Raw genomic sequence first — 25,082 nt, 5'->3', positions numbered from 1 at the left:
TATTTTGGAGGACTATCCGATGCTGACCCTGCATACCCGCCTCGAGCGGGCCGACCATGCCACCGCGCATGTCACTGCGCATGTCACTGATGAAGCAGTGCTGGCCTACGACCAGCGCGAGCGCTGCCGCTTGCGTCTCTCGCTCGCGTCGGGCGCAGCGGCGGCGCTGTTCCTGCCGCGCGGCTCGGTGCTGCGCGACGGCGACCTGCTCACCGGACCGGAAGGCGCGGTGGTGCGCGTCCGCGCGGCGATGGAAGCAACCTACCGCGTCAGCGCACACGATCCACAAGCGCTGGTGCGCTGCGCGTTCCACCTCGGCAACCGCCACGGCCAGGTGCAGATCGGCGTCGACCACCTGCGCATCCGCGCCGATCCGGTGCTGCGCGACATGCTGGCCGGCCTGGGCGCCACCGTAACAGAAGAGCATGCGGCGTTCCATCCGGAGCCCGGGGCGTATGGCGGTGGCCACGGCCACGCCCATGGCCACGAATCGCGCCACCTGCTTGCCCCTGTTCCGCTGCGCCAGAAAATCCACCGCCCGGGCGACGCGGAGAGCGCGTGAACGGGACGGCCCTGCTGCACCTGCTGCAATTGGCCAGCCCGTCGCTGCCAATCGGCGCGTACAGCTATTCGCAAGGCCTCGAAACGGCCATCGAACGCGGCAGCGTGCGGTGTCCGGACAGCGCGGCGCGCTATCTGGCGCGCCAGCTGGGCGATGTGCTGGCGCCATGGGACGGCGCCGTGTTCTGGCGCCTGCTGGCCGCCTGCAGGATTGGCAATAGCAGCGGCAATGGCGCTGAGGACAGCGCCGGGGGCAGCGAAGCATTCTGGCAATGGAACGCGCGTTACCTGGCCTCGCGCGAAAGCGCGGAGCTGCGTGCGGAAACGGTGCAGATGGGCTACTCGCTGACCCGGCTGCTCATGGAACTGAATCTGGTTCCATCCGGCCCGATGCGCGACACCTGCCTGCCCGCCGCGCTGGCGCAAGCCGTGCATGCGCTGGGGGTGCCGCATGAGGAAGCGTTGCTGGCGATGCTGTTCTCGTGGACCGAGAACCAGGTGCTGGTGTGCGTGAAATCGATCCCGCTCGGCCAGGTGGCCGGGCAACGCCTGCTGCTGGGGCTGAGGCCGGCGATCGAGCAGGCGGCCGCGCAGGCGCGCTCGCTGCCTGACGACGAATTATCGAGCTGGGCGCCGGGATTGGCCCAGCTGTCCATGTACCACGAAATCCAGAGCGGCCGGCTGTACCGGTCGTGATCATGAAAGGAGCAAGCATGCAATCGAATCCCCTGCGCGTGGGAATCGGCGGCCCGGTCGGATCGGGCAAGACGGCGCTGTGCGAGCAGCTCTGCAGGGCGATGCGCGACCGGCACGACATGGCCGTCATCACCAACGATATCTACACCCGCGAAGACATGGAGATCCTGCTGCGCGCCGGGGCACTGCCGCCGGAGCGCCTGATGGGGGTCGAGACCGGGGGCTGCCCCCACACAGCCATCCGCGAAGACGCCTCGATCAACCTCGAAGCCATCGCACGGCTGCAGGCGGACTTTCCCGGCCTTGAACTCATCCTGGTGGAGTCGGGCGGGGACAACCTGGCGGCCACCTTCAGCCCTGAACTGTCGGATCTCACCCTGTACGTCATCGACGTGGCCGGCGGAGAAAAGATTCCGCGCAAGGGCGGGCCGGGCATCACGCGTTCGGACTTGCTGATTATCAACAAGACCGACCTTGCCCCGCATGTGGGCGCCAATCTCGACATCATGGCCGCCGACGCGCGCCGCCAGCGCGGCGACCGGCCCTTTGTGTTTACCAATCTGCGCACAGGCGCCGGCGTGGACGACATTGTCGCCTTCATCCGCGAACAGGGTCTGCTGGACGCCGTCAACGAGGAGCACGCAGCATGAAACGCTTGAGCAACCTGAGCATCCTGGCCATTCTGATCTCCGCCGGCAGCGCCTGGGCACACCCGGGTCACGCCAGCGGGGGCTTTGCCGCCGGCCTCGTCCACCCTCTGCTCGGGCTGGACCACTGGCTGGCCATGCTTGGGCTGGGGCTGTGGAGCTGCGCCGCCGCCATCCCCCGCAAGGCGCTGGCAACGGTCTGCGCCGCCATGGCGGTGGGTGCGTTCGCGCCCCTGGCGCTGCCCGCAGTGGAGCCGCTGCTCGCGGCGAGCGTGCTGGTGGCGGGCCTGATGGGCCTTGGCGCCACGCGGCTGCCGGCAGTCCTTGGCCTGGTCCTCGCAGGCGCGTTCAGCCTGGTGCATGGCCATGCGCACGGACAGGAAACGGCCGGCCTCGCCGCAGCGGCCGGCGCACTCTGCATGAGCATGGGCCTGATGGCCATCGGCTGGCTGGCCGGACGCAATGCACGCCTGCAGAAAGTGGCGCCGGCACTGGTCACGCTCGCCGGCGCCGGCATGCTGGGCTTCGCCTGACGGATCGGGACTGTTGAAACGACCGGGCTGGCCGCCCCCAACGAGCACCATGTCGAGCGCGGATGATCTGGTCACGAGAGTTCGCATGCTCGAGGACCTGATTTCGTTGGGTATTCCAGTCTTGCCCGCGCAGGCGCGCGAACCCTGGCGGCGGCCAGCTGTTCGCGCGCGGCGACGTCAGCGCGGTGCACTACGTCGAGTCGCTGGCCGCTGGCGGCCCAGCCTGCGCAGCCGGCGGAGCCGGGGAGCGCCGTGACCGGCAGGCCGGCACTGCTGGCCGCCAGCGTGGGGTATGGCGTTTCACAACACCCGAGTAGCCGAAAGCGACCGAACGGTGCCATTGCCCGTTCAAAATCTTGCATAGTTACAAGTTCCGTATTACGCTGACCAAGTTAACTTCTGGTGAGCATCATGGGATTTTTTTCGGCATCAAAATCGGTGTTGTCCGCCATCGCAGGCGCGCTGATCACGACCCATTCCTGGCAGTACAACGCATCCCGAGGCCAGCGCACCTGCACCTGCTGCGGGCGGCAAGAGGAAATGGTTCTCGATCTGGTCAGCACGAACTGGGAAATGCTCGCGCCGGGCGACCCGGCCGCACACGCCGTTAGGACAGTTCCTGCCGAACCGTCCCCTTGCACCGAGCCAGACCTTGCCGCAGCACGCACCCCAGGCATCTCCACCTGAGCACACGACATAAAAAAAGGCCGCTGCCGCACGAAGCAGGCAACGACCGAGTCCTCGGCAGGGCCGAGATGGAGACACAAGAGAACCGACCACATCGCCGGTAATGACATAAGTATGCGGCCATTCCGCGCGGTCACAAGGCCTGAAAGAGGTAATCGGCACCGCGTCCTTGCGTCAGAGCAGTCGTACGCATACAGGACAATTTTTACTCGCGTTCAGTCTCCCTTCTTTCTTAGTTTTTGATTCACATCAACCACATTCCTGACACGCACCCCGCGTGGGAATAAAGTGGACTTCAAGTAATCCAAGCACATAGGTCAGATGCCGTCCACGGTCCTGCTCCAGCGGCGGATACCGGCACGTCCATCCGCCCGAGTGCGCATTGCGCGAAAGAAAGGAACGAGCATGTACAAGACCATCGTGGTTCACGTCGACGGCAGTCCCGAGCAAGAGGCGCGCCTGCGCGCCGGCGCCATGCTGGCCAATGCCTTCGACGCCCACCTCGTCGGCAGCGCCGCCACCGGCATCTCCTGGTTCGAATATTCGCTGCTGGTCGGCTCGATGGGCGCGCCGATGATGCCCGAATCCGATTTCAACGGGGTGCGCGAGGCGGTCGAGGCGCGGCTCGAAGAATTCAGCACCGCGGTCCAGCGCCTCGGCGTCAACAGTTTCGAAACGCGCATGCTCGAGGACGACGCCCGCTACGCCCTGCTGCTCGAATCGCGCTACGCCGACCTCGTGATCGTCAGCCGCGACGCCGAACCGATCGTGGTGCCGGGCATCCCGATGCAGGCGCGCGGCTTGCCCGAATACGTCGCGCTGCACGGCGCGCGTCCCGTGCTGGTGGTGCCGCCCGGCTGGAAAGAACGCCCCCTGCCCGGCACCGCCGTCGTCGGCTGGGATGGCAGCATGCAGGCGATCCGCGCCATCAGCGCCGCCCTGCCCCTGCTGCGGCAGGCCGATGCCGCCAAGCTCGCGCTCGTCAATCCCGGCGCCATGGCCGAGATGCATGGGGAAGAACCGGGCGCGGACATGGCGCTGCACCTGGCGCGCCACGGGGTCAAGGTCGATGTCGTCATCGAGACCACGCGCAGCAGCACCGGCGAGGCGCTCCTGAAGCTGGCGCGCGAACACGATGCCGGGCTGCTGGTCACGGGCGCCTTCGGCCACAGCCGCTACCGCGAGTTCGTCCTCGGCGGCGTCACCCGTGCGCTGCTGGCGGGCAGCACCACGCCGCTCCTGATCGCGCACTGAACGCCGCAGCATGTCGCCAGCCTCCGCCATGGCGCCCGATACCCGCCCCACCCCCCGCCCCGATGCCGCCGACAGCACGCGCCGGCTCGAAGGCAGTGCCTGGCTCGGCGGCACCCACCGCCATGCGCGGATCGCCGGCGGCGGGCAAGTCCATGCCGACCTGGTGCTGTGGGCCTGGCTCGGGCGCATCACCGGCAACCTGTCGCCGGCCGCGCTCGGCCTGGCCTGGTTCGACTGGGCCAGCCACCTCCTGATGTCGCCCGACAAGCAGCATGAGCTGGCCACCGACGCCGTCCTCGGCTGGCAGCGCTGGCTGCAATACCTTGCCACGCCGGCCGGCCATGCGGTCGACCCGGTACGGCCACTGGCCCAGGACAAGCGTTTCGTCGATCCGGCCTGGAGCACCGCGCCCTGGCGCCAGCTCAGCCAGGGCTTCCTGATGAGCCAGCAATGGTGGCACCGCGCTACCTCCACCGTGCGCGGCGTCGCGCCGCACCATGCCGACGTCGTCACCTTCGTCGCGCGCCAGCTGCTCGACTGCGTGGCGCCGTCGAACTTCGTCACCACCAATCCGGTCGTGCAGCGCACCGTGCTGGCCAGCGGCGGAATGAACCTGGTCAATGGCGCCATGCGCGCCTGGCGCGACGTGCAAGGCCTGCTCGCGGGCAAGCCGCGCGTGGTCAAGCACCGGCCGGGGCGTGACGTCGCCGTCACGCCGGGCAAGGTGGTGATGCAGAACCGGCTCATCGAGCTGCTGCGCTACGATCCGGCCGGCACCGCCGTGCACGAAGTGCCGCTCCTGATCGTGCCGGCCTGGATCATGAAGTTCTACATCCTCGACCTGTCGCCGCACAACTCCCTGGTGCGCTACCTGGTCGAGCACGGACACACCGTCTACATGGTGTCCTGGAAGAACCCGCAAGCCGATGACCGCGACCTCACCATGGACGATTACCGCCAGTTGGGCATCACCGCCGCGCTCGACGCCATCGTGGCCCAGACTGGCGCCAGCCAGATCAATGCAGCGGGCTATTGTCTGGGCGGCACCCTGCTCGCGATCGCCGCCGCCGCCATGGCGCGCGACCATGACCGGCGCCTGGCCAGCATCTCGCTGCTGGCGGCCCAGGTCGACTTTACCGAGCCCGGCGAGCTGTCGCTGTTCATCGACGACAGCCAGGTCAGCTTCCTGGAGGCCGCCATGTGGCAGCAGGGCTACCTCGACACGCGCCAGATGGCCGGCGCCTTCCAGCTGCTGCGCTCCAACGACCTCATCTGGTCGCGGCGCCTGCGCCACTACCTGCTCGACCTGCCCGAGCAAGAGAGCGACCTGATGTCCTGGAATGCCGACGCCACCCGCATGCCCTACCGCATGCACACCGAATACCTGCACCGCCTGTTCCTGCGCAACAGCCTGGCCAGCTCGCGTTACCTGGCCGGCGGACGGCCCGTCTCGCTGAGCGACATCGACGTGCCCATCTGCGCGGTCGGCACGCTCACCGACCACGTCGCGCCATGGCGCTCGGTGTACAAGATCATCCCGCTGACCGACACCGAGGTCACCTTCATTCTCACCAGCGGCGGCCACAATGCCGGCGTGGTTTCTCCGCCGGGCAGCCCCAACCGCAGCTACCAGGTTGCCGTGCACCGCCATGACGACCCGTACGTCGATCCCGACCGCTGGCTGGCGCGCGTGCCCCAGCTCGAGGGCAGCTGGTGGCCCACCTGGGAGCAATGGCTTGCCCGCCATGCCGGCAAGCATGTACCCCCGCCGGCGCCGCTGCCAGACATGGCGCCCGCGCCGGGCGAATACGTCCTTCAGCAATAGCCTGGTTCCTCCTTACGCCTCACCGCACCGGCCCGCGCCGCAGGTCGGCGCGCATGGCGCCCGCGTCGCCGTCGCCGTCGCCGTCGCCGCCAGCCTGCGTACGCTGGCGGCTGATGCCCGCAGCCCACAGATACTTCAAGTTTCAAGGGAACGCGGCCTTCCCGACAGCTGACTTAGAATCAATTCGACAATTCCGCAAGCCCTTCCACACCTGTCGGCGCCGACGTCTTTACGCCAAGAACGGGCGTGGGCAACGTACTCAAGAGAAGGAAGCCACAAGCATGGACCAATTCAGCGACGTCAAGCTCACCCGACGCGACCTGTTGATCGCCGGCGCCCTGTCGGTATCGACCGCGGCCGTACCAGGCGCGCACGCCCAGCAGGCCGCACCAGCGGCTGCCGCGACCACCACTCCCGAGCCAGTCACCACCGGCGTTACCTTCACCGTCAACGGCAAGCAGGTGACGCTGCAGCTGGACACCCGCACCAGCCTGCTCGACGCGCTGCGCGAGCACCTGCATCTGACCGGCTCCAAGAAGGGATGCGACCAGGGCCAGTGCGGCGCCTGCACCGTCATCATGGACGGCCGCCGCATCAATTCCTGCCTGTCGCTGGCGGTCATGCACGAAGGCGCCGAAATCACCACCATCGAGGGCCTCGGCACGCCAGAGAAGCTCCATCCGATGCAGGCCGCCTTCATCAAGCACGACGGCTACCAGTGCGGCTACTGTACCCCCGGGCAGATCCGTGCCAGCGTGTCGGTGATCGAGGAAATCCGCCAGGGCATTCCGAGCCACGTGACCGCGGACCTGAATGCGAAGCCCCTGCTCTCCGTGGAAGAGATCCGCGAACGCATGAGCGGCAATATCTGCCGCTGCGGCGCCTACTCGAACATCATCGACGCAATCACCGAAGTGGGAGGGGTCAAGGCATGAAGGCATTCACCTACCAGCGCGCCACCTCGCCGGGTCAAGCCGCCGAGCTCGTCGCGCGCACCCCGAACGCCCGCTTCATCGCCGGCGGCACCAACCTGCTCGACCTCATGAAGCTCGAGATCGAGACCCCGACCACCCTGGTCGACGTCAACGGCCTGGGCTTCGACCAGATCGAACCCACAGCGGACGGCGGCCTGCGCGTGGGTGCGCTGGTGCGCAACACCGACCTGGCGGCCGATGCGCGCGTGCGCAAGGATTACGCCGTGCTGTCGCGCGCCCTGCTGGCGGGCGCCTCGACCCAGTTGCGCAACAAGGCGACCACCTCCGGCAACCTGCTGCAGCGCACCCGCTGCCCCTATTTCTACGATACGGCGCAGCGCTGCAACAAGCGCCAGCCGGGCAGCGGCTGCGCCGCCATCGGCGGCTACACCCGCCACCACGCCGTGGTCGGCGCCAGCGACGCCTGCATCGCCGTCCACCCGAGCGACATGGCCATCGCCATGCGCCTGCTCGACGCCGAGGTCGAGACCGTGAAGGCCGACGGCAGCATGCGCAGCATCCCGATCGCCGACTTCCACCGCCTGCCGGGCAACACGCCGCATATCGAGACCGTGCTCGAGCCGGGCGAATTGATCACTTCCGTCAAACTGCCCAAGCCGCTGGGCGGCGTGCACGCCTACCGCAAGGTGCGCGACCGCGCCTCCTACGCTTTTGCCCTGGTGTCGGTCGCCACCGTGATCCTGCCCGACGGCAGCGGACGCGTGGCGGTCGGCGGCGTGGCCCACAAGCCATGGCGGGTCGAAGAGGCCGAGCGCCAGATGGCGCAAGGCGCCAAGGCGGTGTCCGACCGCCTGATGGCCGGCGCCCGCACCACCGACGACAATGCCTTCAAGGTGGCCCTGGTGCACCGTACCCTGGCCGACGCACTGGCCACCTCTGTTTCAGCAGCGAAGAAAGGCTGATCCCATGAAATTCACTACTCCAGCCACCACCAATCCCATCGACCGCCAGCGCTATGTCGGCCAGCCGCTTGACCGCATCGATGGTCCGCTCAAGTGCACCGGCACGGCGCCTTACGCCTACGAGCACCACAAGGAAGTGCCGAACGCCGCCCACGGCTTCGTGGTCGGCTCCGGCATCGCCAAGGGCCGCATCGCCTCGATCGAGATCGAGGCCGCGCGCCGCGCGCCCGGCGTGCTGGCCGTGGTCACGGCCGCCAATGCCGGCAAGCTGGGCAAGGGCGACAAGAACGTCGCCCACCTGCTGGCCGGCCCGAAGATCGAGCACTACCACCAGGCCGTGGCCCTGGTGGTGGCCGAGACCTTCGAGCAGGCGCGCGCCGCGTCCCACCTGGTGCGCGTGAAGTACGTCGAGGAAAAAGGCCGCTTCGACCTGGCCGCCGAAAAGAACAAGGCGGTCAAGCCGGACTGGGAAGACGACCCGGCCGACTCCAGCGCCGGCAACTTCCAGCGCGGCTTCGATACCGCGCCCGTGAAACTCCACGCCACCTACACCACCCCGGACCAGTCGCACGCGATGATGGAGCCGCATGCGTCCACCGCGGTCTGGGAGGGCGACAAGCTGACGGTCTGGACCTCGAACCAGATGATCAACTGGTGCGTCCAGGACCTGTCCAAGACGCTGGGCATGCCGAAGGAGAAAGTGCGCGTGATCTCGCCCTATGTCGGCGGCGGATTCGGCTCCAAGCTGTTCCTGCGCGCCGACGCCGTGCTGGCGTCGCTCGGCGCGCGCGCGGCCAAGCGTCCGGTCAAGGTGGCGCTGCACCGTCACCTGATCTTCAACAACACCACCCACCGCCCGGCCACGATCCAGCGCATCCGCATCGGCGCCGGCCGCGACGGTCGCATCATGGCCATCGGCCACGAGTCATGGAACGGCAACCTGCCCAAGGGCAGCTCGGAAGTGGCGACCCAGCAGACCCGCCTGCTGTACGCGGGCGCCGACCGCATGACAACGACGCGCGTCGCCCTGCTCGACCTGCCTGAGGGCAATGCGATGCGCGCCCCGGGCGAGGCGCCGGGCATGATGGCGCTCGAAGTCGCGATGGACGAGATGGCCGAAAAACTGAACATCGACCCGGTGCAGTTCCGCATCCTGAACGACACCAAGGTCGATCCCGAGAAGCCGATCCGCAAGTTTTCCGAGCGCCGCTTCGTCGAGTGCATGCGCATGGGCGCCGACAAGTTCGGCTGGAACAAGCGCAATCCCAAGCCCGGACAGACGCGCGAAGGCCGCTGGCTGATCGGCTACGGCGTGGCCTCGGCCTTCCGCAACAGCCCGGTGATGAAGTCGGCGGCGCGGGTGCGCCTCGCGCAGGACGGCAAGGTGATCGTCGAAACCGACATGACCGACATCGGCACCGGCAGCTACACCATCATCGGCCAGACCGCGGCCGAGATGCTGGGCGTGCCGCTCGAGCGGGTCGAGGTGCGCCTGGGCGACTCCAGCTTCCCGGCGTCGAGCGGCTCGGGCGGCCAATGGGGCGCGAACAGCTCGACGTCGGGCGTGTACGCCGCCTGCGCCAAGCTGCGCGAACTGGTGGCGGCCAAACTCGGCGTCAACGAGCGCGATGCCGAGTTCGTGGACGGCGCCGTCCGTGCGGGCGGGCGCGACCTGCCGCTGGCGCAGGCCGCTGCCGGCGGCGAGCTGGTGGCCGAGGACACGATCGAATTCTCCGGTGGCCTCGACAAGAAGAACCAGCTCTCGACCTTCGGCGCCCACTTCGTCGAAGTGGCGGTCGACCCGGTGACCGGTGAAATGCGGGTGCGGCGCATGCTGGCCGTGTGCGCGGCCGGCCGCATCCTCAATCCCAAGCAGGCGCGCAGCCAGGTAATCGGCGCCATGACCATGGGCGTGGGCGGTGCGCTGATGGAACACCTGGTGGTCGACAAGCGCCTCGGCTTCTTCGCCAACCACGATCTCGCCAGCTACGAGGTGCCGGTGCATGCCGACATTCCGCACCAGGAAGTCGTGTTCCTGAAGGAAGAAGACGAGCTGTCCTCGCCCATGAAAGCCAAGGGCGTCGGCGAACTCGGTATCTGCGGGGTCGCCGCGGCGGTCGCGAACGCGGTCTACAACGCCACCGGCGTGCGGGTGCGCGAATATCCGATCACGCTCGACAAGCTGATCGAGAAGATGCCGCTGTCCGCCTGAGCGCAGGCGGGCGCATGTCAGGCTGACGTTCAGCCTGACATGCAGGCGGACATGCAGCCGACGGCGTCCAAGCAGTGGCGTTCGCCGCGCGTTGCCGCGTACAAGGCCTGGTCGGCCGCCTCGCTCAGCGCGTGCGGCACGCTCAGGCGCGTGCGGTCGAAGGCGACGCCGGGTCGGTCAGGCAGGGCTTTGCAGCAAGTGCCAGGCCATCGCCACGCAGACGATCGCCACGAAGAGCAGCAGGCCGAACACGAAGATGCGCATCGAATTGGCCAGGCCCGTCACGGCGCGGTTGGCGGTCTCGCCCAGCTTGCCCCGCCGGCGCGCCCCGTTCAGCAGCAGCGAGAAGAAGATGAACAGGGTCGCGCAGATCAGTACCAGCTTCATCTAGGTTCGCACCGCCACCAGGATCAAGGCCACCACGGCCAGCAGCGCCGACAGGCCGGCGGTCACGCCGAGCCAGGTGATCTTCTGGCGCTGCACGTCCATCTTGGCGATCAACTGGGCGTTCTGATCGGCCAGGTTGGCGATCAGTTCCGAAGCCGAGCGCATCTGGTTGCGCAGGTCGTTCAGCTCGGCGTCGCTCTGTTCGGCACGCGCGATCAGGTGGCCGATGACGTCGTCTTCTTGTGCCGCCATCTCAGGGCTCAAGCCGGTCGCCGGGTTCACTTCCCCCGGTCTGCGATTGACCGTGTCCCACAAGCGGCGCGCGCCGGTCGCCACCTGGGGCGCGGCGTGGATCACCTCGCTCCATGGGACGGTCTTCAATACGGTCCACCAGCCTGCTGCCATACCTGCTCCTTGTCAATCATGTGAGGCTGGAGCATACCATTGCCGGACGGTGCGGCCAAACGCCGCACGCGTCCTGCACCGGGCTCGCACAGATCTTGCACGGATCCTGCACGGGTTGTGCATGGGTCTCGCATGACGGCGCGCCTGCCGCGTGCTGCCCGACAGCGGCTTGCGCTAGTATCGCGTCATGTGTGGACGATTTGACCAGAGCCAGACGGCTCGCAACTACGCCAGCGCGATCGGCTGGCTCGACGCGGTGTACGACAGCGAATCCGCGCCGGCCTACAACGTGCCTCCCGGCACTTACCGGCCTGTGCTGCATATCCAGGACGGCCAGCGGCGGGTGGACGACGTGTACTGGAGCTACCAGGCGCGTTGGGCCAAGGGCAAGGTGCCGGTGACGATCAATGCGCGCATGGACAAGCTCACCAACCGCTACTGGCGCGGCCTGCTCAAGTCGGGGCGGGCGCTGGTGCCGGCCGAAGGCTGGTATGAATGGACTGGCGAAAAAGGCCACAAGCAGCCGTGGCACATCCACCGCCGGGACGGTGCGCCGCTGTTCATGCTGGCCCTGGCCAATTTCGGCGGTTTTACCGAAAGCCGCGCCGAAGCCGGTTTCGTGCTGGTGACCGACGACGCCTCGGGCGGCATGCTCGACATCCACGACCGGCGGCCGGTGGTGCTGGATGCGCGCGACGCCGACACCTGGCTCGATCCAGCGCTCTCGAGCGAGGAAGCGCTGGCGTTCGCGCGCCGCGCCGCCCTGCCCTCGGATGCATTCGAATGGCACGCGGTCAGCACGCTGGTCAACCGGGCCGGGGTCGGCGGTCCCGAAGTCGTGCAACCCATCGATACCGAAGCCGAATGAACAAAGGCCCGGACGCTCGCACGTCCGGGCCTTTCAGCTGGCGGCCACGCCGCCAGCGCTCCTCGGTAGCGCCGCTTGACCTGGCGCTGCCGACGGCTGCTTAGCGCTGATTTAGCGCTAATTTAGCGCTGATTCAACGCTGATACGCGCCGAGGTCGATGCTGCCGCCACGCGCCTTGCCGTCGATGTCGGTCTTCGGCGCATAGGTCGCGAGGCCACGACCGATTGCCGGCGAGCTCGCCGTCAGCTTGTAGTCCGGCGTTGCCGCGGTGCGCGAGTAGCCGGCGAACAGCGGTTCCGAGCTGATGGTGCCCGTATGGGTCAGGCCATTACGCAGCTGGAAGTTGTAGGTCGTGTTCTTGGTGACCAGGTTGTTTTTGTACGTATTGCCCTTGCCGGTCGTGCCCTGCTCGGAAATGCCGTACTTGTTGTCGTACACGATGTTGTTGTGCACGTGGACGTTGTTGGCGCCCGCTTTGGTGAAGTAGAAGTCGCCGCCGCCGACGATGATCCCGAACACCGACGAGCTCACCGTGTTGTTGACGATCTGGAGGTCCGTGGCGTCGTGCCACAGGTGGATCGCCGCCGAGCCCACGCGGTAGACCACGTTGTTCTTGATCGTGCCCGAGGTGCTGTGATAGATGCCCTGGACGTAGGTGCAGCCGGCCGGGCCGATATCGTGCACGACGTTGCCGATCACGTCGCCCTTGACGCCCTTGTAGTAGCTGTCCACGCCGATCGCCGAGCCGCCGGCGCTGTTGCACGGAATGGTTGTCGCCATGTGGTGCACGCGGTTGCCCTGGATGACGTTGTACGAACCGCCGGTATAGATGCCGAGCACCCATTTGGTGCCGCTGCCGATCTTGCTGCCATCGACGTCGAAACCGATGATGCTGACGTAGTTGCCGCGGTTGTCCCAGGCGGTCTTGTTGGTCGAGTTGGCAGGCGGCACGATCTTGGCGCCCCACTTGGTCGTCGACACCCAATAAATGCGGCTGCTTGCCGTGCCACTGGCGGTGGTCCGGATGCCGCCGGCGTAGGTGCCGGGCGCCACGAACACGGTGGTGCCGGCCTTCGTCACGGCCTGGGCGGCGCGCGCCAGGGTCTTGAACGGCGCGGCCTTGGTGCCGGCGGCGCTGTCCGAACCGGTCGGCGAGACATAGAAATTGTTTGGCGTAGCCGGGATGCCCGCGCCGACGACAGGCGCTGGATTGCGCGCGGTATATTCGGGGCTGCGCTTGATCTCCGCTTCGATGTTCGCCAGGCTGACGCCACTGTTCATCGCTTGGGTCCAGAACTGCCAACCTTCCGCATCGGGTTCACGGCCGAGCAGGGTCAGGTACAGCTGGCGCACTTGATCCTGGGCCGAGGCAGCGGCGGTGGCGGCTGGCGTCGGGCTTTGCGGGGCCGTGGCGGCCTGGGCCGATGCGGTGGCGGCCAGCAGAACGGCTGCGGCAACGGCAGTCAGGTTGGTACGAAGGTTCGAGGCGATCATGGTGCTGCTTTTCATCTGAGGTTTCCTTCTAGTCCGGAAAAAACACCGGGCAATGGAGGGGCCACGCGCAGGGCGCGGCAGTCCACGCGGGACGTGGGCTTCTCCTGATGTGTCGGAGCGGACGGGGCGCATGCGCCCGTCCACGAGGTCGCCAGCTGGCGCTGGCGTGGGTGACGCCGGATGAAGCTGGCCAGGGCTGGCTTCGGTCCGGCTCGGTACTGCGGGGGGACTGCGTGGTAGTGCTTAGCGCTGGTAAGCGCCGAGGTCGATGGCCGTGCCACGCGCCTTGCCGTCGATGTCGGTCTTCGGCGCATAGGTCGCGAGGCCACGGCCGATTGCCGGCGAGCTCGCTGTCAGCTTGTAGTTCGGCATCGCCGCGGTGCGCGAGTAGCCGGCGAACAGCGGTTCCGAGCTGATGGTGCCCGTATGGGTCAGGCTATTGCGCAGCCGGAAGTTATAGGTCGTGTTCTTGGTGACCAGGTTGTTTTTGTACGTATTGCCCTTGCCGGTCGTGCCCTGCTCGGAAATGCCGTACTTGTTGTCGTACACGATGTTGTTGTGCACGTGGACGTTGTTGGCGCCCGCTTTGGTGAAGTAGAAGTCGCCGCCGCCGACGATGATCCCGAACACCGACGAGCTCACCGTGTTGTTGACGATCTGGAGGTCCGTGGCGTCGTGCCACAGGTGGATCGCCGCCGAGCCCACGCGGTAGACCACGTTGTTCTTGATCGTGCCCGAGGTGCTGTGATAGATGCCCTGGACGTAGGTGCAGCCGGCCGGGCCGATATCGTGCACGACGTTGCCGATCACGTCGCCCTTGACGCCCTTGTAGTAGCTGTCCACACCGATCGCCGAGCCGCCGGCGCTGTTGCACGGAATGGTCGTCGCCATGTGATGCACGCGGTTGCCCTCGATGACGTTGTACGAACCGCCGGTATAGATGCCGAGCACCCATTTGGTGCCGCTGCCGATCTTGCTGCCGTCGACGTCGAAACCGATGATGCTGACGTAGTTGCCACGGTTGTCCCAGGCGGTCTTGTTGGTCGAGCTGGCAGGCGGCACGATCTTGGCGCCCCACTTGGTCGTCGACACCCAATAAATGCGGCTGCTTGCCGTGCCACTGGCGGTGGTCCGGATGCCGCCGGCGTAGGTGCCGGGCGCCACGAACACGGTGGTGCCGGCCTTCGTCACGGCCTTGGCGGCGCGCGCCAGGGTCTTGAACGGCGCGGCCTTGGTGCCGGCAGCGGTATCCGAGCCGGACGGCGAGACGTAGAAATTGTTTGGCGTGGCCGGGACGGTCGCGGCATTGGCCGCCATGGCGGCGGCCAGCATGGCGACGGCGGTAGCGGCGCGGGCGACGCTGGTACGGGTCGGAGCGAAAGTAGCAAAAGTCTGCATGTCGAGGTCTTACCTTAGGTGAACGAGGTAACCCTTTGAACGCAGGAAACTTCCTAAGTTCAACTTTTTCTAGGAAATTTTTTCTAGAAGTATCAAATTCCTAAACGAAATTTCACTGTGGAAATAAAATACGCGCCAGCGATGGGCGTCGTGATACGTACCCGAGGCGGCGTAGTCGAGTGATCTAGCTAACCGCGCGTCGTGCGGTATGCGCTTGCGCGGCATGTGCTGGACGGCAATGCGTCCGGGCACGGTGTCGAGTCGAAACGGCCGGCCTCTGTGAATGAAGTTAACTTCTGTAGTCCAAGTTATTCAAAGAATTTTTTCCGGATGAAATCACTCCTCACGAGATTCGTCCCCATAGAAATTAAACCTCCCCATGATCTAGATCGAATCAAACGCGAAACCAAAAGTCGCGCTCAGCAGTCTTATCCCACTGCTACTTAACGCGAGGTGATTTCAATGGGCGAATACATGCAAATCCGGGGCATGCTGCAAGACGGCGAGGAATACGCAGGTCTGATCTTGGGCAAGGACGAACCCGACTACCACCTGGTCCTGCTGCCAGGCGATTCCTCCGACGTCAGCTGGCCCACTGCGGTGGACTGGGCCATCGCTCATGGGGGGGCGCTGCCGACGCGGCGCGAACTGGCTCTGCTGTTCGCGAACCTGCGCGAATCGTTCGAGCGCAACTGGTACTGGTCGAGCGAGCCGCACGCCACCCGCGCGCAGCTGGTCTGGGGCCAGAATTTCGCGAGCGGCATCCAGACCATCTATGGCCGGCCCTACCGCGGCCACGCGCGCGCCATACGGCGCATCAGCACGGCGGCTTGAGCCGGCGGCGCGGGCGACCCTGGGTCAGGGCTTCGGCACGCTGGAGCGGCCGATGTCCTGCTCCATATTGGCCAGGTACCAGGCAGTCGCGGTCATCAGCGCCACATGGCGGCGCAGGATGTCCGGATCTACCTTGTCCAGGGTGTCGGCCGGCGTGTGGTGGTAGTCGAAATAGCTTGAGGTGTCCACGATCGGGGCGAAGCTCGGCACGCCCGCGCGTTCCAGACCGGCCAGGTCGCCGGTGGCGAGCACGTCCTGGCGCTGGAACACGTTGGCGCCGATCGGCTGCAATGCCGCCTGCAGCGGCGCGAACAGCTTGACCGACTGCGGCATCACGCTGGCGCGCAGGCCGAAGGGGCGGCCGACGCCGTTGTCGCTCTCGATCGCCCCGAAGTGCTTGCCCGCGTTCGCCTGTTCGGCGGCGAGGTAGGTGCTCGCCCCGCGCTGGCCGTTCTCTTCATTCATCCAGGCGACGAAGCGGATGGTGCGGCGCGGACGGTAGTCGAGCTTTTGCAGCACCTCGAACACGGCCATCGCGCTGGCGACGGCCGCGGCGTCGTCGTGCGCGCCCGGCGACAGGTCCCAGGAGTCGAGGTGGCCCGAGACGATCACGATCTCGTCCGGTTTCTCGGTGCCCGGCAAGTCGGCGATCACGTTGAAGCTGTCGGCGTCCGGCAGGTTCTGCGGGGTCAGCACCAGCTTCATGCTCAGCGGGCCGCGCCTGGCCAGGCGCGCCATCAGCATCGCGTCCTCCGCCGTCACGGCGGCGGCCGGGATGCGTGCGTTCTCAAGCAGGCCCGACGAACCGGTATGCGGCAGGCGATAGGCCGCGCCGCCGACCGACCGCACCAGCGCGCCGACGGCGCCGAGTTCGGCCGCCATGCGCGGACCGTTGCGGCGATAGGCCGACCCCTGTCCATAGGCATGCCCGGCCAGGCCGCGATCGGCCATGTGCTGGTCGAACGCCACGTCGAACAGCACGATCTTGCCCTTCACTTCCGCGGCGCGGGTCTTGAGTTCATCGAAGCTCTTGAGCACGAGCACCGGCGCCACCAGGCCCTCGGCCGGAGTCGCGCCCGAGCCGCCCAGCGCGGCCAGTACGACGCGCTGGGTCACGCCTTGCGGGCGCCCCGTGTACTCGACCAGCTCGCCGGTCTCGATGCCGCGCACCCAATGCGGCACCTTTACTGGTTGCAAGGTCACCCTGGCGCCGAGCTTGCGCATCGCTTCCGCCACCTGGGTGACCGCCGCCGCCGCGCCGGGCGAGCCGGACAGGCGCGGACCGATCAAGTCGGTCATGTCTTCGGTGCGTTGCCAGGCGTAGTCGCTGCTCATCGCCGTGTCGCGGATCTTGGCGAGGGCAGCCGGATCATTGCCGGGGCTGGCAGCCAGGGCCGGCACGCCCAGCAGCGCGGCGGCGATGACGCCCATGACGGGAAGATGGTGGAGACGGAAGCTGCGTTTCATGCGCGGAAACCCTTGCTAGTTCGAAAGGATTCAAACGATAGCGCATTCGGCAACTTTTTGCCCCTGTTTTTTGCCGTACGTACATGCGGCAGATGGCGGCGCAGCGCCGTGCTCAGGCCCGCACCAGGCGCACCAGGGTGATCTCGGATGGCGCGCCGAAGCGCTTCGGCGGCCCCCAGTAGCCGGTGCCGCGGCTGGTATACACCCACATGTCGCGCACACGGTTCAGTCCAGCAACGAAAGGCTGCTGCAGCGGCACAAACAGGTTCCACGGAAAGAACTGGCCGCCGTGGGTATGGCCCGACAATTGCAGGTCGAAGCCGGCCGCCGCCGCCGCCGGCGCGCTGCGCGGCTGGTGGGCCAGCAGCACTTTCACGCCGACCTCGGGCGGCGCGCCACGCAGGGCGCGCTGCGGGTCGCTCTTGTGCTCGGGGTGGAAGTGGTGGGCGGTATAGTCGGCCACGCCGGCGATCATGAGCGCGGCGCTGCCGCGCCGGCGCACCACGTGCTCGTTCATGAGCACCGTCAGGCCCAGCCGCCGCACCTCGGCAATCCACTCCAGCGCGCCGGAATAGTATTCGTGGTTGCCGGTGACGAAGAACACGCCGTCGCTCGCCTTCAGCCGCGCCAGCGGTTCGGTATGCATGGCCAGGCGCTGCACGCTGCCATCGACCAGGTCGCCGGTCACGGCAATGGCGTCGGCGCCGAGCTTGTTGACCTGGTTGACGATGGCGTTCAGGTAAGGCCGCTTGATGGTGGGGCCGACGTGGATGTCCGAGATCTGGGCGATGGCGTAGCCGTGCAGATCGGCCGGCAAGTCGCGGATCGGCACGTCGACCTTCACCACCCGCGCCACCCGCCGCGCGTTGACGTAGCCGACCATGGTCACGGCCAGCGCCACCAACGGCACGGCCAGCGCGCTGCCATGGGCGAGCGCCGGCGTCAGCGCGCCGAAGGGCAGCAGCACCAGCAGGACGATGTCGCGCAGCACGGTCGCGACCAGCAGCGACGAGAACAGGCCCATCGACAGCAGGCCGAGCCAGGCGGCCAGGTCCGACCACCGCCGCCGCCGCCGCAGCGAGGACGACACCAGGCCGACCGGGACCAGTGTGCCGAGCAGGCCCAGCAGAATGACGGCGGCGACGGTGCCGGCCGCCGCCAGCCCGAGGTCGGGCAGCAGGCGCATGCCGATATACACCAGCAACAAGACCAGCAGGGAGAAGACAATGACGATGCTACGGCTCGGGCGCATGGCAGGTTCGGATAACGGTGGTCGTGCGTAGATGGGGCGCCCGACGCTGCTTGCAAGGTGGAATGTTACTGGCTGAGATGCAGTTGTAAAAAACTGTATTAACGAATGGCATGATCCGCCGTCGGGAATATCGTACCTCCATGCCCGGTGTCGCAGTTATCATCCCGATCTCCGCCAGGGTACGAGGAAAAACCATGTTGAAATCGACAACCCTTGGTGCTGTGCTGCTGGCCGCTGTCGCGGTATCGCCGGCGGCAATGGCCGGTGATCGTGGTACGAACACGGCCGTTGGCGCGGTGCTCGGCGCCGTCGTCGGCCACACGGTCGGCGGCACCGGTGGCGCGGTCGCCGGCGGCGTGATCGGCGCGGCGGTGGGTAATTCCATCAACACCCGCGACGACCGCCGTCATTATGGCCATCACAATGGCTACAACAACGGCTACCACCAGCCGCGACCGGTGTACGTGCAGCAGCGACCCGTGTATGTGCAGCCGCGCCCGGTCTATGTGCAGCCGCGCCCGGTGTACGTGGAATCGCGACCGGTCTATGTCCAACCGCGCCCGGTGTACGTGCAGCCGCGCCCGGTCTATGTCGAGCATCGTGGCCGCGGCTGGGACCGTCATGACCGGCATGACCGTCGTGACCGGCACGATCGCTGGGACCGCGACGACCGCCGCGGCCACGGCCACGGCCACGGCTACGGCCGCTGATCCACGCCGATCCGATGAGCCGCGCACCGCGCGGCTTTTTACTGGGCGCCACACGGCCACGGCGCCTTTCCCCTCCCCTCCGCTAGTTCCCCGCATCGGCGCCATGCGCCAGGCTCGGGGGACACCATGTACGAAGCAGGCACCGTCATTTCGCTGGCCGGCGGCCAGTACCGCTTGCGCGAGGCGCTGGCCGGCTCGGCCTATGGCGTCGTCTGGCGCGCCGACAGCCTGCACGCCAACGGTTGCGTCGCCCTCAAGCTGGTCAACCTGGAACAGATGGAACGCGCACCAGTCGGCTTGCGCGCGCGCTGGCTGGCCAGCGCCAGCACCGAGATCGCCTTCCTGCGCGCCCTGGCGCCCTGGGACGCCCGCCACATCGTGCGCCTGCTCGACAGCGGCGAGCACGCCGGCATGCCGGCGATGGCGCTCGAGCTGCTCGACGGCGACCTGGCCGGCCACCTGAGCCGCGCAGCGGCGCTGGGGCGCACGGTCGCCCCCGACCGCGCCCTGGCCTGGATCGGCCAGGTCAACCAGGCGCTGGCCAAGGTCCATGCCAGCGGCTGGCGCTACCTCGACCTCAAGCCCGGCAACCTGCTGCTCGACGGCGCCAGCGACGCCGTCAAGCTGGCCGATTTCGGCACCAACCGCCGCCTCGACGACTTGCGCGCCCACACCTACGCCGGCACCGCCAACTGGCAAGCCCCGGAACAGTTCTTCCCCGACGCCGACGGCTACGCCACCGAAGCGCGCACCGATTATTTCGCCCTCGGCGCCCTGCTCTACTACCTGGTCTGCGGCCGCCTGCTGCGCTACAGCAGCGCCTGCGGCCAGGCCTGGCAGGCGCATGGCCGCCATGCGGCGGCCAGCCTGCTGGGCGAACGCCAGGTGCGGCCGGCCGTGCTGCAAGCGGACGAAGCGGCGCTGTTCGCCGCCCGCCTGGGCCCTGCCGCCGCACCCGGCCTCGCGCTGCTGCGCGCTTTGGTGGCCGAGCGTCCCGCCGACCGTCCACGCCACGCGCTGGACATCAGCCGCAGCCTGGCGCGCGCCGTCTCCGCCCTGGATGCCGAACCGCTCGAGAGCGCGGCATGAAGCATGTCGCACAGCGTGGCATACCGCGAGGCATACCGCGTCCGCCCCTCGGCGCCGGTCTCGCCTGGATTCTTCTGGCGCTGCTGTGCGCCGTGCAACTGCTGGCCCTGCTCAGGACGCCGGCGGCCTGGTCCCCGTCCGAGATCGCGGTGACGCTCGCCGCGGGCGAATCGGTCATGCTGGGGCGCCACGAACTGGGCGCGCCGCGCGCCGCTTCGCGCCAGCTGGTGTTGCGCCGCGACCGCGACGGCGCCTGGCTGCTGCGCAACGCCGAACCGCTGCAACCCGTGCTGCTGCGCCGCGGCGATGCGCGCGAGCGCAGCAGCGACTTGCCGCTCGCGGCCGGCCAGCGCATCCGGGCCGGCGCGCTGCAACTGCAGGTGCTGGCCGCCGATGCGGGACGCGCTACCTTGCACGACGGCGAACGGACCTGGGACTACGACGGCGCCACCGTGCTGCGCGATGGCCAGCCGCAGCCGGCCTGTGCCGACAGCGGCCTGCCGGCGCGCGCGCTGGCCGCCTGGAACCGCCTGCTGCCGCAAGGCGCGAGCCTGGCGCGACCCCTGAGCCTCGGCGGCCTGCTCTACTGCGGCAACCGCATCGCCGCCGCCGCGATCGAACCGGGCGAGGTCCTGCTGCTGCGCCAGGACGACGGCCGCATCGCCTTGTCGGCGCGCGGCGCCCGGCCGGTGCTGGTCTCGAGCGGCGCCGGCTGGGTCGATGCCGCCCAGCGCGAGCTGCCGCTGGCGGACGTGGATGCCTTCGCCGTGGGCCGCACCCTGTTCACACTGGCGCCGGACGGCGCCACCCTGCGCCTGTCGCCGTCGCGCCAGGTCGCGTTGTCGGCTGCTCCCTCCAGCCAACTGCCGGCCGCGGTGAGCTGGCGCTGGGAACGGCGCGACCATCTCGCCTTGCCCGCGCCGCCGCCGCTGGCCTGGGTCGCCGCCGGTCTCGTCCTCCTGGCGGCGCTCGCCTGCATCGCGCCATCGCTGCGCCGGCGCAGGATGGATCGGGATCTCGTGCGCCCGTGCGCGGCCGCCCTGCTGGCCTCCAGCGCCATGCTGCTGCTGGTCACCCAGCGCACCGTCGGCGCCCCCGGCGCCGCCATGTCCCTGCTGCTGGCCTGGGCCACCCTCTGGCTGATCTTGCTGTACCCGCGCCGCACCGGGCTGCTGGCCTCCAGCGCCGCGCTGCTGCTTGGCGCCGGGTTGCTGGTGCAGCTCGAATTGGGCCTGGGGGCCGGCGACACCGCCTGGCTGCGCCACTTCCAGAACACGGTCGCGCTGCTGGGCCTCGGGCTGCCGGGCGCCCTGCTGTTGCTGTCGCGCTTCGCCCACGGCGCCGTGTCACGCCCCACCACCGAACGCGTGCTGCTGGGATGCGCCGCGCTCGCGCTGGGCGGACTGTTGCTGCAGGTGTGCTTCGGCAACGAGACCGGCGTGTTCGACATCCAGCCCTTCGAGTTCGCCAAGTTGGCCCTGGCCGCGCTGAGCGCGCACTGCCTGGCGCTGGCCGCCGGCGGCGCGACCCAGGCCAGGCGCGACTGGCGCTTCTGGCTGCGCATGGCGGCGCCGGTGCTGCTGTTCATGTTCCTGCTCGCGGTGGCCCTGGTGCGGGTCGACGATTATTCGCCGCTGCTGCTGCTGCTGGTATGGTGCGGCGCCATGCTGCTGGCCTGGGGCGCGAGCCATGGACGGCGCGCCGCGCTGGCCTCGATCTTCCTGGCCGCCTGCCTGGTGGCAGCCGGCGGCGTGACGATGCGCGCCGGCGGCGAGCTGCTCGGCGCCTTCGGCTTCTATCCCGAGCGCTTCCAGGTCTGGAGCGAGCCGACGATCCACCCGCACACCGGCCAGCAGATGCTGCAGGGCAGCCGCGCCATCGTCCAGGGCGGCTGGCTGGGCGCCGACGGGCTGCTGGGCCTTGCGGCGCTGGGCGGCGCGGCCGGCGAGGCGCTGGCCATCCCCGCCATCCAGGACGACTTCGCCCCGTCCTTCCTGCTGCACCGCCACGGCCTGGCGGCGGGCCTGGCGCTGTGGAGCCTGCAGGCGCTGTTCCTGGCGGCGCTGCTGCGCGCCGCCGCCGGCGCCTGGCGTTGTTCGAATGCGTCCAACGACTTCCGGCGCGCCTGGGTCGGCCGCTTCCAGTGCTTCGCCCTGTGCGGCGGCGCAGCCTTCATCGCCGGCCACCTGCTGCTGTCGTGGGGCACCAACCTCGCCATGTTCCCAATCATGGGCCAGCCCATGAGCTTCCTGTCCGCGGGCGGCTCGCACCTGCTGTTTTTCATCTGCCCCCTGCTAGCGTTCGGCATGGCGAGCACCCAATTCAACGAGGAGAGTCAATCATGCCGGTCTATGTCCAACACGAAGTCCTAGGCAAGGTGCAGGATGTGTTCAACGCCGACGCCCTGTGGCAGGCGCCTGGCCTTGCGCTGTTCTCGCGCCGCCCGCTGCTGCGCGACCTGCTCGAGCGCTCCCCGCGCGAGCAGCGCGGCCGCGCCGCCACCCGCTGCTTCTCGCACGTGACCCTGGTGCTGCCGCAGGACGAGGTCGACGACGACCGCCACCTGACCCGCGGCGCGCGCGTGCGCGACCTGGCCCAATCGCTGGCCGCCCTGCACCAGAAGGATTTCGGCGACCTGCTCGGCGGCGAGGAGGTGCGCTACCACGTGCTGGGCAGCGACGACCTCGATCCGGGCGAGGTGCAGGTCAAGTTCGGCCACGCCGTCTACCTGCCGGCGCCGGGCGAGCAGGTCCAGTACACCGTGACCGCCTCGCGCGACAGCGCGATCTGGCAGCCGGTATGCGCCATCTACCCGAACCAGCGCCTGACCCTGGTCGGCCTGGACGCCGCCAGCGCCACCTTCGCGGCGCCCGGCTGGCCGTTTGGTCCGGACGGCGGACTGCTGCTGGTGAACGACGGCCCGGGCGCCCCGCTCGAACTGCAGGTGCGTCCCAAGGACAGTTTCGACTGCCGCTTCGACGCCGCCAACGGCTACTATGTCCTGCGCGGCAAGGGCGCCAGCGCCCAGCGCCTGCTTGTGAAAATCAGCCGCGCCGGCGCGGGCGCCGCCGCCCGTGCGCAGCCGGCGCCGGTCGCCGACCCGGTCATGCCGAGCGCTTCGCCGCAGCGCAGCCCGGCGGTGTGGAAGTCGCGCGCCGTCACGCCGCCGGCCGCCGACCTGACCGCGATGCCGCTGGCCGCGCCGGCCCCGGCGGCTACGCCCGCGCCGACGACGGAGCCCGACGCCACCTATGCCCCGGTGGCGCGCCATCGCATCACGCTGGCCGCGTTGGCCCTGCCGCGCCTGAGCCGCTACCGCGAGACCGGCGCCCAGGCGCTGGAGGTCGGCCTGGACGCTCGGTTGCTGCCCAGCGCGCCGGGCAAGGACAGCGTCATCCGCTTCGCGGTCGACGACGCCGACGAGTTGCACGCGATCACCCCGGCCGGCCGCCAGCGCATCGCCGTGCCGTCCCAGTTCGCTCCGCTCGACAACGCCAGCATCCGCCTGCTGGCGGTCCAGCAGCAACTGGCCGAGCGCTACAGCGCACTGCTGGTGCTGCCGCAGGGCCCGTCGCAGCCGGCGGCAGCCGGCACGCGCCTGACCTTCGGGCGCGGCATGCCGTCGCTGGGGGCGCTGCGCGTGCTCGACACGCCGCAATGCGTGCGCCAGGGCGACGGCGCCCCGGCCGCCAGCGCCGACCGCCTCGGCCTGTCGCGCAACGCCTTCAGCTGGGAAGCCTCGAACGATGGCCTGCGCGTGGCGCGCCTGTCGCCCACCCAGGCGCTGTACCACCTGGACGAGCAACTGGCGCTGGTTGCCCAGATCGAGAGCGCGACCCCGGAGCAACCCTATCTGATCCCGCCGGGCCATCACCTGGCGGCGGGACACTACGTGCTGCGCTTCGACGCCTGAGGACGGCGATGGTCACCCTGACGCAGGCGGCCGCGAATTGGCTTGCATTCGCGCTTGCCTTCGGCGCGGCCCTGGTGCTGACCCTGTGCCTGTGCGCGTGGCTGACGCCGCGCGCCTGGTGGTGGCGGCCGAACGCGCGCGCACTCGGCGTGCTGGGCGCCGGCACCGCGGCCGGCGGGACGCTGTTGCTGGCCATGTTCGGGACGCCCGCGCCAGGCCCGCAACTGGTGCAGTCGGCACAGGAGCAGGAGGCGGCGGGAGTCGAGGTACCGGTCGCCGGCGCCCGCTATCGCGTGCACGATGCGCTCAACCTGCGCGTGGCGGGAGGGATCGGCGCCGCACGCCTGCTGGTGGTGCCGGCCGGCGCGCGGGTGGAAGCGACGGGCTTGCGCGACGGCGACTGGTGGCAGGTGCGCGCCACGGTCGACGGCAAGGCGGTCGAGGGCTGGGCCAGCAGCCTGTGGCTGCGGCGCGCCGATGAGTGATTTTTGACTGCGGACGAACGATAAATTTTGCCATAGCGCTCACGGCGCGCGGGTACGCGACGAGCCGATGTCGACCCGGAGTCGACGTAGCCAGATCGCTACACGCCGTCGCTATTCCACTGAGACAGGCCATCTACCGGCTGGGGTAACCTGCTTTCGAGCCATTTCGTGACGGTTCCCGGTCTGAACGTGCTATCTGCACATTCGATTACCCAGGAAAGATAATCTCTGGGCCGTCCATTAAGGTAGGGCGGTGGAGAAAGCGGCTTGAAAACGGTTGGAAGCCGCTCACTGACCGAAAGATAGTTCAGCACATGTGCCAACTCCTGAACCACTTGCCATGCAAGCGGATGGTCAACGTCAATCGCAAACTGAACCGCCCCGGGTTTTGTAGAGGCTCCATTCTTTGAGAAAATGGAGCTATGAAGAAGCAACCGAAGTATTCCCCCGAAGTCATCGAGCGCGCT

23 protein-coding genes and 1 pseudogene are annotated in these 25,082 nt (G+C 68.2%); 17 read left to right on the top strand and 7 right to left on the bottom strand.

The genetic code is table 11. From position 1 onward, the window contains the following. Positions 1-19 precede the first annotated feature (19 nt). The 10 genes from ureE to paoC all read left to right on the top strand — a co-directional run bounded on the left by ureE (position 20) and on the right by paoC (position 10,312). Entirely contained in the window at positions 20-562 is a 543-nt protein-coding gene (ureE, locus tag ACZ9AQ_RS10615; RefSeq protein WP_429204735.1) for an urease accessory protein UreE, read from the top strand. Next, positions 559-1,257 carry an urease accessory protein UreF gene (locus ACZ9AQ_RS10610; RefSeq protein WP_429204733.1) on the top strand — a complete coding sequence of 233 codons (699 nt, stop codon included), beginning with the start codon at positions 559-561 and terminating at the stop codon, positions 1,255-1,257. The genes ureE and ACZ9AQ_RS10610 overlap by 4 nt, the downstream gene beginning before the upstream one ends. A gap of 17 nt (positions 1,258-1,274) precedes the next feature. After that, positions 1,275-1,907, top strand: coding sequence for an urease accessory protein UreG (ureG, locus tag ACZ9AQ_RS10605; protein WP_429204731.1), 633 nt, complete (start codon positions 1,275-1,277; stop codon positions 1,905-1,907). Further along, positions 1,904-2,437 carry a HupE/UreJ family protein gene (locus tag ACZ9AQ_RS10600; protein WP_429204729.1) on the top strand — a complete coding sequence of 178 codons (534 nt, stop codon included), beginning with the start codon at positions 1,904-1,906 and terminating at the stop codon, positions 2,435-2,437. The genes ureG and ACZ9AQ_RS10600 overlap by 4 nt, the downstream gene beginning before the upstream one ends. A gap of 411 nt (positions 2,438-2,848) precedes the next feature. Further along, positions 2,849-3,124 carry a hypothetical protein gene (locus ACZ9AQ_RS10595; RefSeq protein ID WP_429204728.1) on the top strand — a complete coding sequence of 92 codons (276 nt, stop codon included), beginning with the start codon at positions 2,849-2,851 and terminating at the stop codon, positions 3,122-3,124. Between the two features lie 405 nt (positions 3,125-3,529). Continuing rightward, positions 3,530-4,378, top strand: coding sequence for a universal stress protein (locus ACZ9AQ_RS10590; protein WP_429204726.1), 849 nt, complete (start codon positions 3,530-3,532; stop codon positions 4,376-4,378). Positions 4,379-4,388: 10 nt separating this feature from the next. Then, positions 4,389-6,203, top strand: coding sequence for a PHA/PHB synthase family protein (locus ACZ9AQ_RS10585; RefSeq protein WP_429204725.1), 1,815 nt, complete (start codon positions 4,389-4,391; stop codon positions 6,201-6,203). Positions 6,204-6,484: 281 nt separating this feature from the next. After that, positions 6,485-7,138: an aldehyde dehydrogenase iron-sulfur subunit PaoA gene (gene paoA / locus ACZ9AQ_RS10580; RefSeq protein WP_429204724.1), complete on the top strand. Its 654-nt coding sequence runs from the start codon at positions 6,485-6,487 to the stop codon at positions 7,136-7,138. Beyond that, positions 7,135-8,100: an FAD binding domain-containing protein gene (locus ACZ9AQ_RS10575; RefSeq protein ID WP_429204722.1), complete on the top strand. Its 966-nt coding sequence runs from the start codon at positions 7,135-7,137 to the stop codon at positions 8,098-8,100. The genes paoA and ACZ9AQ_RS10575 overlap by 4 nt, the downstream gene beginning before the upstream one ends. A 4-nt stretch (positions 8,101-8,104) precedes the next feature. Further along, positions 8,105-10,312 carry an aldehyde oxidoreductase molybdenum-binding subunit PaoC gene (paoC, locus tag ACZ9AQ_RS10570; protein ID WP_429204721.1) on the top strand — a complete coding sequence of 736 codons (2,208 nt, stop codon included), beginning with the start codon at positions 8,105-8,107 and terminating at the stop codon, positions 10,310-10,312. Between the two features lie 177 nt (positions 10,313-10,489). Here the strand turns inward: paoC and ACZ9AQ_RS10565 are convergent, their stop codons facing one another. Together ACZ9AQ_RS10565 and ACZ9AQ_RS10560 are read right to left on the bottom strand one after the other, a co-directional pair. Continuing rightward, entirely contained in the window at positions 10,490-10,699 is a 210-nt protein-coding gene (locus ACZ9AQ_RS10565) for a hypothetical protein (protein ID WP_429204719.1), read from the bottom strand. Further along, positions 10,700-11,104 (bottom strand): hypothetical protein, encoded by a 405-nt coding sequence (locus tag ACZ9AQ_RS10560; protein WP_429204717.1) that lies wholly within the window; start codon positions 11,102-11,104, stop codon positions 10,700-10,702. A 187-nt stretch (positions 11,105-11,291) separates the two neighbouring features. On the opposite strand from ACZ9AQ_RS10560, the gene ACZ9AQ_RS10555 reads away from it, so the two are divergent. Next, on the top strand, positions 11,292-11,972 hold the full coding sequence (locus ACZ9AQ_RS10555) for an SOS response-associated peptidase (RefSeq protein ID WP_429204716.1): 681 nt from the start codon (positions 11,292-11,294) through the stop codon (positions 11,970-11,972). Positions 11,973-12,105: 133 nt separating this feature from the next. On the opposite strand, the gene ACZ9AQ_RS10550 is transcribed toward ACZ9AQ_RS10555, so the two are convergent. Further along, the gene (locus ACZ9AQ_RS10550; RefSeq protein WP_429204714.1) at positions 12,106-13,482 is read right to left on the bottom strand and encodes a DUF4214 domain-containing protein; all 1,377 of its coding nucleotides are present in this window, start codon (positions 13,480-13,482) and stop codon (positions 12,106-12,108) included. 228 nt (positions 13,483-13,710) lie between these two features. Further along, positions 13,711-14,865 (bottom strand): choice-of-anchor Q domain-containing protein, encoded by a 1,155-nt coding sequence (locus tag ACZ9AQ_RS10545; protein WP_429204713.1) that lies wholly within the window; start codon positions 14,863-14,865, stop codon positions 13,711-13,713. Between the two features lie 474 nt (positions 14,866-15,339). On the opposite strand from ACZ9AQ_RS10545, the gene ACZ9AQ_RS10540 reads away from it, so the two are divergent. Then, positions 15,340-15,699 (top strand): Lcl C-terminal domain-containing protein, encoded by a 360-nt coding sequence (locus tag ACZ9AQ_RS10540; RefSeq protein ID WP_429204711.1) that lies wholly within the window; start codon positions 15,340-15,342, stop codon positions 15,697-15,699. A 24-nt stretch (positions 15,700-15,723) separates the two neighbouring features. Here the strand turns inward: ACZ9AQ_RS10540 and ACZ9AQ_RS10535 are convergent, their stop codons facing one another. Both ACZ9AQ_RS10535 and ACZ9AQ_RS10530 read right to left on the bottom strand, forming a co-directional pair. After that, on the bottom strand, positions 15,724-17,166 hold the full coding sequence (locus ACZ9AQ_RS10535; RefSeq protein WP_429204709.1) for a M20/M25/M40 family metallo-hydrolase: 1,443 nt from the start codon (positions 17,164-17,166) through the stop codon (positions 15,724-15,726). A gap of 112 nt (positions 17,167-17,278) precedes the next feature. Further along, on the bottom strand, positions 17,279-18,418 hold the full coding sequence (locus tag ACZ9AQ_RS10530) for a metallophosphoesterase (RefSeq protein ID WP_429204707.1): 1,140 nt from the start codon (positions 18,416-18,418) through the stop codon (positions 17,279-17,281). Positions 18,419-18,612: 194 nt separating this feature from the next. On the opposite strand from ACZ9AQ_RS10530, the gene ACZ9AQ_RS10525 reads away from it, so the two are divergent. The 5 genes from ACZ9AQ_RS10525 (at position 18,613) to ACZ9AQ_RS10505 (ending at position 24,615) form a co-directional block, all read left to right on the top strand. Then, a complete protein-coding gene (locus ACZ9AQ_RS10525) occupies positions 18,613-19,128 on the top strand; it encodes a glycine zipper 2TM domain-containing protein (protein ID WP_429204706.1) in 516 nt (171 codons plus the stop codon). A gap of 126 nt (positions 19,129-19,254) precedes the next feature. Next, on the top strand, positions 19,255-20,217 hold the full coding sequence (locus ACZ9AQ_RS10520) for a protein kinase domain-containing protein (RefSeq protein ID WP_429204704.1): 963 nt from the start codon (positions 19,255-19,257) through the stop codon (positions 20,215-20,217). Continuing rightward, entirely contained in the window at positions 20,214-22,589 is a 2,376-nt protein-coding gene (locus tag ACZ9AQ_RS10515) for an FtsW/RodA/SpoVE family cell cycle protein (RefSeq protein WP_429204703.1), read from the top strand. The genes ACZ9AQ_RS10520 and ACZ9AQ_RS10515 overlap by 4 nt, the downstream gene beginning before the upstream one ends. Continuing rightward, positions 22,559-24,130, top strand: coding sequence for a hypothetical protein (locus ACZ9AQ_RS10510; protein ID WP_429204701.1), 1,572 nt, complete (start codon positions 22,559-22,561; stop codon positions 24,128-24,130). Before ACZ9AQ_RS10515 ends, ACZ9AQ_RS10510 begins: the two co-directional genes overlap by 31 nt. A gap of 8 nt (positions 24,131-24,138) precedes the next feature. Continuing rightward, a complete protein-coding gene (locus tag ACZ9AQ_RS10505; RefSeq protein WP_429204700.1) occupies positions 24,139-24,615 on the top strand; it encodes an SH3 domain-containing protein in 477 nt (158 codons plus the stop codon). Positions 24,616-24,713: 98 nt separating this feature from the next. On the opposite strand, the pseudogene ACZ9AQ_RS10500 reads toward ACZ9AQ_RS10505, so the two are convergent. Next, positions 24,714-25,082 (bottom strand): annotated as a pseudogene (locus tag ACZ9AQ_RS10500) (hypothetical protein); the annotation flags it as partial.

Source organism: Massilia sp. UYP34, assembly GCF_056279385.1.
This window is presented reverse-complemented; position numbering and strand designations above follow the sequence as displayed.